This is a genomic window from Pseudomonas sp. A34-9 (genome assembly GCF_029543085.1).
Taxonomy (GTDB): domain Bacteria; phylum Pseudomonadota; class Gammaproteobacteria; order Pseudomonadales; family Pseudomonadaceae; genus Aquipseudomonas.
Map to the genome: position 1 here is coordinate 1,704,846 of NZ_CP119967.1, position 12,892 is coordinate 1,717,737.

15 protein-coding genes are annotated in these 12,892 nt (G+C 58.6%); 8 read left to right on the forward strand and 7 right to left on the reverse strand.

The features are described 5' to 3' along the window. Positions 1-182: 182 nt before the first annotated feature. The 4 genes from P3G59_RS07595 to P3G59_RS07610 form a co-directional block, all read right to left on the reverse strand. Positions 183-842 carry a helicase-related protein gene (locus P3G59_RS07595; RefSeq protein ID WP_347276970.1) on the reverse strand — a complete coding sequence of 220 codons (660 nt, stop codon included), beginning with the start codon at positions 840-842 and terminating at the stop codon, positions 183-185. 469 nt (positions 843-1,311) lie between these two features. Further along, positions 1,312-1,677, reverse strand: a complete 366-nt coding sequence (locus tag P3G59_RS07600) for a YajD family HNH nuclease (RefSeq protein ID WP_277761082.1) — start codon at positions 1,675-1,677, stop codon at positions 1,312-1,314. 111 nt (positions 1,678-1,788) lie between these two features. Further along, a complete protein-coding gene (locus P3G59_RS07605) occupies positions 1,789-2,061 on the reverse strand; it encodes a YajD family HNH nuclease (protein WP_277761083.1) in 273 nt (90 codons plus the stop codon). Positions 2,062-2,109: 48 nt separating this feature from the next. Then, positions 2,110-2,796 (reverse strand): hypothetical protein, encoded by a 687-nt coding sequence (locus P3G59_RS07610; protein ID WP_250603557.1) that lies wholly within the window; start codon positions 2,794-2,796, stop codon positions 2,110-2,112. Positions 2,797-2,876: 80 nt separating this feature from the next. On the opposite strand from P3G59_RS07610, the gene P3G59_RS07615 reads away from it, so the two are divergent. After that, a complete protein-coding gene (locus P3G59_RS07615; protein WP_277761084.1) occupies positions 2,877-3,161 on the forward strand; it encodes a hypothetical protein in 285 nt (94 codons plus the stop codon). Here the strand turns inward: P3G59_RS07615 and P3G59_RS07620 are convergent. Together P3G59_RS07620 and P3G59_RS07625 are read right to left on the reverse strand one after the other, a co-directional pair. Continuing rightward, positions 3,158-3,631, reverse strand: a complete 474-nt coding sequence (locus P3G59_RS07620) for a cyclic nucleotide-binding domain-containing protein (protein ID WP_016771227.1) — start codon at positions 3,629-3,631, stop codon at positions 3,158-3,160. The genes P3G59_RS07615 and P3G59_RS07620 overlap by 4 nt on opposite strands. 200 nt (positions 3,632-3,831) lie before the next feature. Next, positions 3,832-5,886, reverse strand: coding sequence for a S9 family peptidase (locus P3G59_RS07625; RefSeq protein ID WP_277761085.1), 2,055 nt, complete (start codon positions 5,884-5,886; stop codon positions 3,832-3,834). 226 nt (positions 5,887-6,112) lie between these two features. On the opposite strand from P3G59_RS07625, the gene P3G59_RS07630 reads away from it, so the two are divergent. The 3 genes from P3G59_RS07630 to P3G59_RS07640 are packed head-to-tail and all read left to right on the forward strand — an operon-like array spanning position 6,113 to position 7,957. Next, on the forward strand, positions 6,113-6,610 hold the full coding sequence (locus P3G59_RS07630) for an MFS transporter (protein WP_277761086.1): 498 nt from the start codon (positions 6,113-6,115) through the stop codon (positions 6,608-6,610). Positions 6,611-6,625: 15 nt separating this feature from the next. Continuing rightward, on the forward strand, positions 6,626-7,402 hold the full coding sequence (locus P3G59_RS07635; RefSeq protein WP_007911322.1) for a class II glutamine amidotransferase: 777 nt from the start codon (positions 6,626-6,628) through the stop codon (positions 7,400-7,402). Positions 7,403-7,414: 12 nt separating this feature from the next. Continuing rightward, entirely contained in the window at positions 7,415-7,957 is a 543-nt protein-coding gene (locus P3G59_RS07640) for a DUF2937 family protein (RefSeq protein ID WP_277761087.1), read from the forward strand. A gap of 123 nt (positions 7,958-8,080) precedes the next feature. Here the strand turns inward: P3G59_RS07640 and P3G59_RS07645 are convergent, their stop codons facing one another. Then, positions 8,081-8,995 (reverse strand): LysR family transcriptional regulator, encoded by a 915-nt coding sequence (locus tag P3G59_RS07645; protein WP_277761088.1) that lies wholly within the window; start codon positions 8,993-8,995, stop codon positions 8,081-8,083. Between the two features lie 159 nt (positions 8,996-9,154). Between P3G59_RS07645 and P3G59_RS07650 the strand changes: the two genes are divergently transcribed. From P3G59_RS07650 to P3G59_RS07665, 4 genes are all read left to right on the forward strand, one after another. Then, complete coding sequence (locus P3G59_RS07650) at positions 9,155-10,441, forward strand: MFS transporter (RefSeq protein ID WP_277761089.1); 1,287 nt, start codon at positions 9,155-9,157, stop codon at positions 10,439-10,441. Positions 10,442-10,519: 78 nt separating this feature from the next. Then, entirely contained in the window at positions 10,520-11,272 is a 753-nt protein-coding gene (locus tag P3G59_RS07655; RefSeq protein WP_277761090.1) for a 5-oxoprolinase subunit PxpA, read from the forward strand. Further along, the gene (gene pxpB, locus P3G59_RS07660) at positions 11,269-11,973 is read left to right on the forward strand and encodes a 5-oxoprolinase subunit PxpB (RefSeq protein WP_277761091.1); all 705 of its coding nucleotides are present in this window, start codon (positions 11,269-11,271) and stop codon (positions 11,971-11,973) included. Before P3G59_RS07655 ends, pxpB begins: the two co-directional genes overlap by 4 nt. Next, positions 11,970-12,887, forward strand: coding sequence for a biotin-dependent carboxyltransferase family protein (locus tag P3G59_RS07665; protein WP_277761092.1), 918 nt, complete (start codon positions 11,970-11,972; stop codon positions 12,885-12,887). The genes pxpB and P3G59_RS07665 overlap by 4 nt, the downstream gene beginning before the upstream one ends. The last annotated feature ends 5 nt before the right edge of the window (positions 12,888-12,892 follow it).

The following is a 12,892-nucleotide window of genomic DNA, read 5'->3' on the forward strand; positions in this document are numbered from 1 at the left end:
AAAGGCTCCTGATGATTTCTGACTCACTAATGCCTTACGCGCCTAATGTCGGTCAGTATTCTGAATACACCTCGTGATTAACCTTATCTATTATTTGTGAGGTTGATTTTTTAAGCTTGCCGACAGTTAGTTTGATACACGTTTTATTGGTCTAAATCGCGTTAATTTCTAATCTTCGTGCGTTAAAAACAAGCGAGCACTTGCTGTCTATAATGTTGGGAAAAGCTTAGATGATAGTTTGCTACGGTTGCGTCCCCTCCTAGAGAAATGATGTTCGCGGAGTCAGCTCCAATAAGCTGCCTATCGTCCCTTTTAATACCGTCATTTCGACCGTCATCATTGCATGCAATACCATTTATACCTAGTCTTGAGCCATAAGTAGAAGCTGAAGATTGCACTTCATCCAACACCGCTAGGTCATCGGGTAGATCTTCTGCAATCCGCTCCGCAAAGCCTTGCAACGTCGATTCCGCTAGCATAAACAGCCACGCTTGATCATCAGATTCACCCGTTCGCCGAAGTACTCGTCCCAGCACTTGCCGGTAATGCAACTCGGTTCGAATACGGCTGAGGTAGCAGCACACTTGCAGGCGTGGAATGTCGGTTCCCTCACTTATCATCCCGACAGCAACAATCCAGCGGCAATTGCTCTGCCTAAATGCGTTGATCACGAGCTGAGCGTCCGGAGTTCTGTTTGTCACGATGCGGCAATCCTCCCCTTTGGTATCCAGGGCCTTAGCAATTTGATGGGCGTGCTCAATGTCGGTAGCTACCACCAAGCCTGCAGCATCCGGCTTTTTTTGGCGAAGCCCATTTAGCTTGCTGCGGCCAAGATTGAGCAATTGATTGATTACTCAAATAGCCTAGGAAAATCAACTGCTCATAAGTTTAAGATGAACTTACATAGAATCGCTATCTGGGCTCGCTTCGTCATGGGACTCAACTGAGCTGGCCTGCGGAAACCCACTAAGATGTTGCCAGATGTAGTGAGTTTAGTAGATCCCGACGTCCAATGTGACGGGTAAATCAGTAACCAATATATTGTCAGACTTAGTGGAAGGTAAGGGAGCAAACCTCCCCCTGGCCCAGCGCTAACGGGAGTACTTAGTCATTCTGCTGCAGGCTAATCGTGGCCTGGAGTTCTCTTGTCAGGGTGAGGTAGTCGTTTTGCTATATCTTCTGTAAGTTGTTGTTTTAGCTTTTGGGTTTGGTGTGGGGAGGCAGTAATTGCTCATGCTGTCATAAATAAATTTAACCGTAATGATTGGGTGCGCATACAGTATTAGGGCTTCGATCATCAATGAGTATGTGTTAGTTCTTGTTTTTGATCAGCTCTGCAAGTGCGGCGAATGGATTGTGCGTTGCGGTGGAGATTTTCGGGGAACTAGTAGAGGAATCAGAAAAATATTGTTGGTCTGTGTAGCGAGAGTGCTCATTGTCATGGCAGAAAAGGCAAAGTAGTTCCCAGTTTGATCCATCCTGAGGGTTATTGTCATGGTTATGGTCGCGATGGTGAACCGTTAGCTCGCTTAGGCGTTTTCCCGAAAACTCTCGAGCACATCTGCCACACACATGCGGGTACATTTTTAGGGCCTTATCGCGATAGCCCATTTCCTTGTCGCGTTTAGCGTCAGCGAGAATGCGGTCGAGTTTCGACGTGTCCTTGGTCTGGTTCATTTTGTCTTCACGTTTTAGAGAAAAGGCTCCGACGACGGAGGGCGATTAATGTACGTGATTCGCGTTATCGTGCCAAATACGGCCAATCGCCGGTATGTGACGAGCAAACGCTTAACTTAGAGCTTTGGCATACCATTTTTCTCGCAGATACACGCACAACAGCTCCCAGTTCGAACCGTCCTGCGGGTTGTTGTCGTGGTTGTGGTCGCGGTGATGCACGGTCAGTTCGCTCAGGCGCTTGCCGGAAAATTCACGGGTGCAGCGACCACAGACGTGCGGGTACATCTTCAGGGCCTTATCGCGGTAGCCCATTTCCTTGTCGCGCTGGTTGTCGGCGAGGATGCGATCCAGCTTCGACGTATTGGTTGGGGTGGACGAACTCATGGGTTCACCTTTGTAAAAGACTAATGACGGTTATGGGCAGAGTTTAGCTCAGCCCTTGAGCTTCTCGGCAATCCAGATCGTGTGGCGGGTGCCCTTGTTGCCGTGGGCGAAGACCTGGACTTCTTCTGCCTTGAAACCGGCCTTCTTCAATTTGTCGGAAAACTGCCGGTCGGCGCTGGCTGACCACACGGCGAGCACGCCTTTGGGGCGCAAGGCTTTGGCGCAGGCATTCAGACCCGCGGCGGAGTACAGCCAACTGTTGGCCTTCTGCGTCAGGCCTTCGGGGCCGTTGTCGACGTCGAGCATGATCGCGTCGAAACCATTCGGCTCGCTTTGCAGCACCTTGGCTACGTCTTCCTGACGGATCACCGTTCGCGGATCAAGCAGCGGACGACCGGACTTTTCGCCGAGCGGGCCACGGTTCCACTCGACCACACCGGGAACCAGTTCCGCCACGACCACTTCGGCAGTTTTACCCAGATGCTTGAGCGCGGAGGCGAGCGTGAAACCCATGCCCAATCCACCGATCAGCACCCGCGAGTCCGGCCGCCCGGCGACTTTGCGGCAAGGAATCTCGGCCAGGGCATCTTCGGAGCCGTGCATGCGCGTGTTCATCAATTGCCCGCCGTCGCCGCCCTGGATCTTGATGACGAAATCCTCGCCATACTCGAACAGGCACAGGGCACCGCCGCTTTCAGGGATCGGGGTGGTGTCGAGCAGAACGAAACGTTTCATGGAAATCTCTACAAGGGGGAAGGCAAGCAGGCCCGTTGGGAGTAGCCTGAGCGCAGACTAGAGGCCAAACGGAGCCCTTGATGAAGCGCACCATTCTAACGGTCATTGCCCTGGCCGTGCTCTCGATTACTGCAGTGCAGGCGCAACAGACCATTCCGGTCAGCCCGGCGCCGCAACCCGGCTCGCCCGGCACCGCGACACCGACGCCGTATCCGCAGATCACGCCGATCAACATCCCCAAGTCGGGCGCCGGCAGTGGCAGCCCGCCGCTGGTGCCGATCGAAATGCCCAGCCCACCGAGCAAGGATCAACCAGTGCCCGGCATTGAACCGACCGGCACCAAAGCGAAATCCCCCGGCGGTTAAACCTGTTGCGCCGCCAGTTGGCCGTCGGCCATGCGCAGGCGTTTCGACAGCGAGACGGCGAGGGCGCGGATGATCTTTGCGGCGATTTTCGGCGCATCGTTGAGCATTTTTTCCAGCGAGTCCTTGCCGAGGTTCAGCAGTTGGCAGTTGCTCGCGGCAATGCAGGTGGCCGAACGGCGCTCACCATCGAGCACAGCCATTTCACCGAAGGCGCGACCGCTGCGCAGGGTGGCCATGGTGATGACTTGACCATCAGCGCCGGTTTTCTGCACGGCCACCTGGCCGGTGTGAATGATGCACATGAAACTGCCGGCGTCGCCCTCGCGGAAAATCGCTTCGCCCTCAGCCACGGTGCTGATGCTGAAATAGCCGGAAGCGGCCGCGAAGTCGGCCAGTTGCAATTGATCGAACAGGCCACAGTCCATCAGCCAGTCGCGGATTTCGTTGTTCAGGAAGGTCGGTTCTGACATGTCGTCACGGTCTTTGTGTTTTCACTGTTTCAGGCTTCACACCCTCCCTTGTAGGAGCTGCGGAAGGCTGCGATCTTTTGATTTTGATTTTCTGAAAGGCAAGATCAAAAGATCGCAGCCTTCGGCAGCGCCTACCGGGGATCTGTGGAGTATCGGCCTCTTGGGTCTGGAATTAAGACCCAAGTGACCGACGGAGTTCCTCAGGCCAGGCCCAAAACCTTGAAAACAAATGCATATTCGAGCGCTACGTCACGTAATCCCTGATAACGCCCGCTCATCCCGCCGTGCCCGGCGCCCAGTTCAGTCTTGAGCAACAGCACATTGTCGTCGGTCTTGGTCGCGCGCAGTTTCGCCACCCACTTGGCCGCTTCCCAATATTGCACACGGCTGTCGTTATAGCCGGCGATCACCAGCGTCGCCGGATAATGCTGCGCACTGACGTTTTCGTACGGCGCGTAAGCCTTGATCCGCTCGTAAACCTCCGGCTCCTCGGGGTTGCCCCACTCGTCGTATTCGGTGACGGTCAGCGGCAGTTCCGGGTCGAGCATGGTGTTGAGCACGTCGACGAAGGGCACTTCAGCAATCGCCACGGCGAACAGGTCAGGACGCTGGTTAAGCACCGCACCGATCAGCAGGCCACCGGCGCTGCCACCACTGATTGCCAATGTGTCCGCAGTGGTAATGCCGTTACGGATCAGAAACTCGGCGCAGGCAATGAAGTCGCTGAAGGTGTTGTGTTTGTGTTCCTGCTTGCCGGCGCGATACCAGGCCTCGCCCAACTCGCCGCCGCCACGCACATGGGCGATGGCGAAGGCCATGCCACGATCCAAAAGGCTCAGGCGCGCGTGGGAGAACCACGGATCAAGGCTCGAACCGTAAGCGCCATAACCGTAGAGATACAGCGGCACCGCTTTGCCGACCATTTCGCGTTTCATCACCAGACTGATCGGCACTTGCGTACCGTCCGGCGCCGTCGCCCACAGCCGTTGGCTGACGTAGGCATCGGCGTCGAACGGGCCGAGCACCGGGGTTTCTTTCAACACCGTTTGTTCGCCGCTGGCGAGGATCAACTGGCGAACTTGCGCCGGACGGTTCAACGCCTCGTAGCGCAGGCGAATGCGGTCGCTTTCAAATTCCAGGCTGTTTTGCACATAGAGGCTGTAGGCCGCGTCCGGCAATTGCACGCGATACGGCGCCAGACCGTGTGGGTGAACTTCGATAATCGGCAGTCCGCCTTCGCGCAAGCTCAGGGTCATCGCCTCGCTGTTGAGGCTGACGCCATCGAGCATCACCGTGTCGTTGTGCGGGATCAGGTTCTGCCAGTCGGCTTCGGTCGGCACGGTGCCGGTGTCCGGCGCCTGATACAAGGCGTAGTTGATGCCGTCACGGTTGGTGCGGATAAACCACGTCCACACACCATCGAGCAGGCCGTGATCGACGTCATATTCGTGATCTTCGACGCGCGGCGCCAGGCAGGTGAACGGTAGATGCGGTTGGTTGGCGTCCAGTGCCCAGACTTCGCTGGTGGTCTTGCTGCCCAGCGACAGCAGCAATTGCTGCTCGGAGCTTGCACGGTAGCAATGCAGGAAGAAACGCCCGTCCGGCTCATGGAACACCTCTTCGGCAGCTGTGCCATCGAGGCGATAACGAAACAATTTGTGCGGTCGGTGGGTGTCGTCGAGCACGCCGAAAAACAGGGTCAGGCTGTCGTTGGCCCAGGTCATGCTGCCGTCGCAGTCTTCGAATTCCAGTTCGCTGACTTTGTCGTTGGCCAGTTCCTTGACAAACAACGTGTAGATTTCATCGCCCGAGGCGTCGACGCTGTAGGCCAGACGCTGGTGATCCGGGCTGATGCTGAACGCGCCAAGCGAGAAGAACCCGCCGTTGGCCAGCACATTCGGATCGAGCAGCAGCTGTTCGCGGCTTTCGTCGAGTGTCAGGCTGTCGTCCGCCGGACGCGGGCAACGGTAGTGCCGGGCGTATTCGTCACCGGCGGTGGTGCGCGTGTAATACAGGTAGGGCCCCCACGGCGAAGGCAGCGACAAGTCGGTTTCGAGGATTCGACCCTTGATCTCTTCGAATAGCGTTTCGCGCAACTCGGCCTGATCGGCGGTTTGCGCCTCTTGGTAGGCGTTTTCGGCCTTGAGGTAATCGAGCACCGCGTCGGTGTCGCGCTCCTGCAGCCAGGCATACGGGTCGGCGCCGGCGGCCTTGTGGGCGATCGGAGCACTGCTGACGTTGGCGGATTGGGGCATGGAAGGCTCTCGGACAATGTTCGGAATAAAGGTTTTCGCAGTTCGTGAAACTGTCGCATTCCCCTGTGGGAGCGAGCCTGCTCGCGAATGCGGTGGGTCAGACAACAAAGTTTCAACTGACAGTCCGTATTCGCGAGCAGGCTCGCTCCCACAGGTCGCATGTCTATTGGGACAAGCCGGACGGGCGAAAAGTCGTTACTATAAGCGCCTCTTTGCCTGCCTTGCCATGGACACCATGACCGAGAACGACTATCTGATCGCCTGGGGCCTCTACGCCTTTGCAGCTGTGGGCTGCCTGTTGGTATGGATGCGCCTGACCACCTGGATGTGGCGCTGGTTGCGCGAACCGCTGCGCGTGCTGATGGCGGTGTTGCTGTTCAGCCCGACCATCATTGACCCGGTGAAAGCCAAGGTTGCGCCGTCCATTGCCATCACCGCGCTGGACCTGGCCTTCAAGGTCGGCAACAACGCCTGGCGGGCGATCTCCGATCTGTTCATGTACGGCATGATCGCGTTTGGCATCTATCTGATTTTCGTGCTGATCCGCTTCCCGATCGAACGGGCTTCGAAGGCTCGCCGGGAACAGGCGGAAGCTGCAAAGGCCGCCGCTCGTGCCGATGACCGCGATGACGATCAACCGTTTGGCGGCGCCGGTGATGACCGCTATGGCCGTCCACCCCTGCCGAATAACCCGCAGCGCATGCGGGTCGAGCCGCGCCTGTAACCCGAGAGTCCGCACATGTGTGAATTACTGGGCATGAGTGCCAACGTGCCGACCGATATCGTGTTCAGCTTCACCGGCCTGATGCAGCGCGGCGGCCGCACCGGCCCGCACCGCGACGGCTGGGGCATAGCCTTCTATGAGGGCCGTGGCTTGCGTCTGTTTCAGGACCCGGCGGCGAGTTGCGAGTCGGAAGTCGCCAATCTGGTGCAGCGCTATCCAATCAAGAGCGAAGTGGTCATCGGCCACATCCGCCAGGCCAACGTCGGCAAGGTCTGTCTGTCCAACACCCACCCGTTCGTCCGCGAACTGTGGGGGCGCAACTGGTGCTTCGCGCACAATGGCCAGTTGGCCGATTTCACCCCGATCAAAAGCTTCTACCGCCCGGTCGGCGATACTGACAGCGAAGCCGCGTTCTGCGATTTGCTCAACCGCGTGCGTGCAGCATTCCCGGAGCCGGTCGATATAGAGGAACTGTTGCCGGATCTGGTCGCCGCGTGCGCCGAATACCGCAGCAAAGGCGTGTTCAACTGTCTGCTCAGCGACGGCGACTGGCTGTTCTGCTATTGCTCGACCAAACTCGCACAGATTACCCGTCGCGCCCCGTTCGGCCCGGCGCGCCTGAAGGATGTCGATGTCATCGTCGATTTTCAGGCAGAGACCACGCCCAACGACGTGGTCACGGTGATCGCCACCGAGCCGTTGACCGAAAACGAAACCTGGACCCGCTACGAACCGGGCCAATGGAGCCTGTGGCGACGCGGCGAATGCGTCAGTCAGGGCAAGACCGAATAAGGATTGCACCCCATGTTGCTCAGTTATGTACGGCTGGTGTTGTTTGCGGCGGGCCTGTTGATAGGTGTCCAGGTGCCTGGCTTCATCAACGATTACGCGAAACGTGTCGAGGCGCACCTGATTGAAGCGCAGACCGGTCTGCGCGGTTTTCAGGGCACGGCCGAGCAGTTTTTCAAGGGTGATATGCAGGCGTTGGTCGCGCATTATCGCGCCAGTGAAGACCCGGTATTTCGCAGCGATGCCGACAGCCTGAGCACCTTGCTCAACCGCCAGCTCGCGCTGGACAAGCAGTTCCAGGCGATGCAAGGCCCGTGGTACATCCGCTTCCTGCAAGTGGTGCTGGCGGCTGATCCGGATATTCGCAAGGAAACCTGGAACGGTTACAGCTACCAGATCCTGCTGACCCCGGAAGCAATGATCTGGGGCATGAGCGGCGCGTTGCTGCTGTCGTTCGGCATTGAATGCCTGTTCCGCTTGATCGACTGGGTCGTACTCGGTGGCCGGCGTCTGCGCCAGAGCCGGCCGATCGAAGACCGCGACGTGCGCGGCCTCTGAGATCAGCGCAGTAAGGATCATTCCCACGCTCTGCGTGGGAATGCCTCAACGGACGCTCCGCGTTCGGCTTTCGAGGGACGCGGAGCGTCCCGGGCTGCATTCCCACGCGGAGCGTGGGAACGATCACGGTGTGAGGGCGATGTAGTCAGTGCCCACCTTGTGCGCATACCCCGCCAGCACCTGCTGACACAACGTCACGATCTCCTCGACCCACTCGACGCCCACCCGCCACGACACCACCACCTGCAAGTTCGGCGGCCGTTGATCAATGGCCAACAACGTCAATTCCCCCCGCGCCAATTCCTCAGCCACCAACACCGGCGGCAGTACGCCAATACCAAATCCATCGCGTAACAAGCGGGTAATTGCCGACACCGAATTCACGCAATTCAAGCGTGGCGCGGGTACGCCGTTGGCCTGCATCAACGTCAGCAGGTCCTGATGCGGTCGGGAGTTTTTCGAGTAGGTGATGATCCGTTCCTGCGCCAGTTCGGCGAGGTCGGCGTAGTCGCGGTTGTAGATCGAATTGCTCGCGACGATCCAGCCCAGCGGATGGCTGGCCAGCTCCAGACTGCGCACGCTTTCATGGCGGATCAGATCGGTTTGCAGAACGATGTCGAGGAAGCCTTTTTGCAGCTGATCGCAGAGGTTCAACGAGGTATCCGCCACCAGCTCGATTTCCACCCGTGGATACAGATCGGTCATCTGCGCCACCAACGGGCTAAGCCAGGTGTGAATCACCGTGTCCATCACGCCAATGCGCACGCGGCCGACCTTGCTTGAGCGAGTCTCGATCGATTGCTTGAGCGCTGACATGGTGTCGAGCATCTGCTCGGCATATTCCAGCACTTTCAACCCTTCGGGCGTCAGGCTGACGCCGCGTGAATCGCGCAAAAACAGCTTCACGCCAAGTTCGCCTTCCAGCACCGCAATGCGACTGGAAATCGATGCCTGAGTGGTGAACAGCTTGTCGGCGGTCAGGCGAAAACTCTTCAGTCGGGCGACCCAGACAAAGGTCTCGAGAAACTTCAGGTTCATGGGCAAGGCTCGAGTGACAAATTTTTCTTATGGCTAAGGCGGGGTTTTATTCGTTGGACGCAGCAGGGCCGCGCGACGAAAAATCGACGCATCCGGTCCTCACGATAGGCGTCGTCGGGGCTACGAACAAGACCAATAAAAAACCTGCGGAGATAAGCCATGAGTGCTCCCGAGACCCTGCAAGCATCCACGACAACGGCGCGTCCCGGGCCGTTCGACTGGTATCGCAACATCAACCAGCAGGAGCGTCGCACGTTCTGGAGCTGCAAGATCGGCTACGGTCTGGACGGCATGGACACGCAGATGCTCAGCTTTGTCGTGCCGACGCTGATTGCGATGTGGGGCATTACCACTGGCGAGGCGGGGCTGATTCACACCAGCACCTTGATCGCCTCGGCGATTGGCGGCTGGGTTGCCGGAATTCTCTCTGACCGCATCGGTCGTGTGCGCACCTTGCAACTCACCGTGTTGTGGTTCGCCTTCTTCACCTTCCTCTGCGGCTTCGCGCAAAACTATGAACAACTGTTGATCGCTCGCACTTTGATGGGCTTTGGTTTCGGCGGCGAATGGACGGCTGGCGCGGTACTGATCGGCGAAGTGATCCGCGCCAAAGACCGTGGCAAAGCGGTGGGCATGGTGCAATCCGGTTGGGCGCTGGGCTGGGGGCTGACGGCGATTCTGTATGCGCTGCTGTTCTCGCTGTTACCGCCGGAAGACGCCTGGCGTGCGCTGTTCATCCTTGGCATCGTGCCGGCGATTTTCGTGATTTTCGTCCGTCGACTGGTGAAAGATCCGGAGATCTATCGCGAGGCTAAAGCCCGACAAACGCCGGAGAATCAATCGAAGTTCTACGAGATCTTTGCGCCGGGCATGCTCTTCACCACGTTCCGCGCTTCACTGCTGACCACTGGCGCCCTCGGTGGTTACTACGCGATCACTTCCTGGCTGCCGACCTTTCTGAAAAACGAACGCGGTTTGAGCGTACTCGGCACCGGCGGTTATCTGGCGATGGTGATTGTCGGCTCTTATGTCGGTTACGTGATCAGCGCTTATTTGACTGACCTGCTCGGGCGCAAGAAGAACTTCATCCTCTTCGCCGTCGGCTCGTTCACCATCGTTCTGCTTTACACGCAACTGCCGGTCAGCAACGGCGTGATGCTGTGGCTGGGCTTCCCGCTGGGCTTCTTTGCCTCGGGGATTTTCAGCGGCATGGGCGCGTTTCTGACGGAGTTGTTTCCGACGCGAATTCGCGGTTCGGGGCAGGGCTTTTGCTACAACATCGGTCGGGCGCTGGCGGCTTTGTTTCCGCTGCTGATCGGTCTGCTCAGCCAGAAAGTGCCGTTGAGCGTCGGCATTGGCGCGTTTGCGGCGGTGTCTTACGGCGTGGTGATTATTGCGGCGTTGAGCCTGCCGGAAACCCGTGGCAAGCAACTCGATGCGCAGTAACTGGTAACCTGCGGGGGCAATGCCCAACGGGCATTTGTCCTACGGATAGAAAGACAAGAACCTACAGGAGTGTTCACCGTGAGCCGCCTGCTATTGAATTGCGACATTGGCGAGAGTTTCGGCAGCTGGACCATGGGTCTGGATGCGCAGGTCATGCCCTTCATCGATTGCGCCAACGTGGCCTGTGGTTTCCACGCCGGCGACCCGAGCATCATGCGCAAGACCGTCAGCCTGGCACTGAGCCACGGCGTGCAGATCGGTGCGCACCCGGCCTATCAGGATCTGGTCGGTTTCGGCCGTCGTTCCATGGCGTATTCGGCGCAAGAGCTGCAAGACATCCTGCATTACCAGATCGGCGCGCTCGACGGCATTTGCAAAGCCCAGGGCGGGCGGGTCAGTTACGTCAAACCCCACGGCGCGATGTACAACGACATGATGGCCAATCCGGCGCAACTGCGTGCGGTGATCCAGGCGGTGGCCGCCTACGACGGTAGCCTGCCGTTGATGCTGATGGCCACTCGTGACGACTCGGCGGCGCAGCAGATCGGCGATGAATATGGCGTCACCCTTTGGTTTGAAGCCTTCGCCGATCGCGCCTACGACAGCGCCGGCAAACTGCTTTCACGACAATTGCCGGGCGCGGTGCATCACGATGCCGAAACCATCATCGAACAAGCCCTGACCATCGCCCGTGGCGACACTCTCGTCGCCAGCGATGGCAGCGCCTTGCGCTTGCACGCCAACACCCTCTGCGTACACGGCGACAACGCCAGCTCGGTGGCTGCCGTGCAGCGCATTCGCGAGGCCCTGAATCAGCAGAGTGCCTTATGAACCCAAGGATTGAAGTGGTGGCACTGGATTGCCTGATGCTGCGTCTGTTCGATGAAATCGCCGAAGCCAACATGCCGTGGATGCTGGCTGCCAGTGAGCGTTTGCGGGTGATTTTCGGCGCGCAGCTGGTCGATCTGGTGCCCTCGTATACGACGTTGATGGTGCATTACGATCTGACGGTTTTGAACCCGAATCAGGCGCGGGAATTGATTGCTGAGGCGTTGATCGACCTGTCACCGAATGCGCGAGCCAGCGGCCAGTGCCATGTGTTGCCGGTCTGGTATGACTTGAGTGTGGGCCCTGAGTTGAGCTTGCTGGCCGAGCGCAGCGGTCTGGCGGTGGATGAAGTGATCCGTCGCCACAGCGGACGTGAATATCAGGTGTTCGCCCTTGGTTTTGCTCCGGGGTTTGCCTTCATGGGCCTGGTCGAAGAGATTCTGGCGGCGCCGCGTTTGAACACGCCACGCAAGAAAGTCGCGGCCGGCAGTGTCGGTATTGCCGAGCGGCAAACCGCTGCCTATCCCGTGGTATCCCCCGGTGGCTGGAACCTGATCGGCCGTACTCCGGCCAAGTTGTTCGATCGCAATCGCGACGGCTACAGCCTGATGCAACCGGGCGACACCGTGCGATTCGAAGCGGTCAGTCATGCCGAGTTCATCAATCTGGGCGGTGATGACACGCCACTGGAGGCATTGGCATGAGCCGACTGATGATTGAGGCGAGTACGCCGTTGTGCCTGTTGCAGGACGCAGGGCGTTTCGGCGTGCGGCATCTGGGCGTGACTCAGGGTGGTGCGGCGGATTGGTGTTCGATGAGCTGGGCCAACTGGTTGCTCGGCAATCAGCTGGATGCAACGGTGATCGAAATCACCCTCGGCGGCTTTGCCGTGGTGGCTGAGGAGGCGTGTTGGCTGGCCTTGGCCGGTGCGGATCTTGGCGCGCAGATCGACGGTCAGCCGCTGGCGCCGTGGCGCAGTTTCAGATTGGATAAAGGGCAGACGTTGCGACTCACTCAGCCGTTGCTCGGTGCCCGGGCTTATCTGGCAGCGCCCGGCGGTTTTGATGCACCGCAGGTGTTGGGCAGCAGCGCCACGGTTGTACGTGAAGAACTCGGTGGTCTGGATGGCATGGGCTTACCTTTGGCCAAGGGGGCGGCGCTGAGTTATCGCGGTGAATCGCTGTTGCAGCGCGAAGTGCCATTGGCCTCACAGCCGGATTTAAAATCGACTGCACCGCTGGATCTCGTGCTCGGCGCGCAGATCGGCCAGTTCAGCGGACAGAGTCTGTTTGATGTGTTCAACACGCCTTGGGCATTGGACAGTCGCGCCGATCGCATGGGCATTCGATTGTTGGGCAGCGCCTTGCACTATCAGGGGCAGCCGATGATTTCCGAAGGCATTCCGCTCGGTGCGGTGCAGGTGCCGCCGGATGGGCAGCCGATCGTGCTGCTCAATGATCGCCAGACCATTGGTGGTTATCCACGGTTGGGGGCGTTGACGCCGTTGGCGCTGGCGAGGCTGGCGCAGTGTCTGCCGGGCGACAGGGTTCGGTTCGCCCCGGTCATGCAAGAGCGTGCATGGCAAGCCCATATCAACTACCTGAAGTCCTACTTGTAATTGTC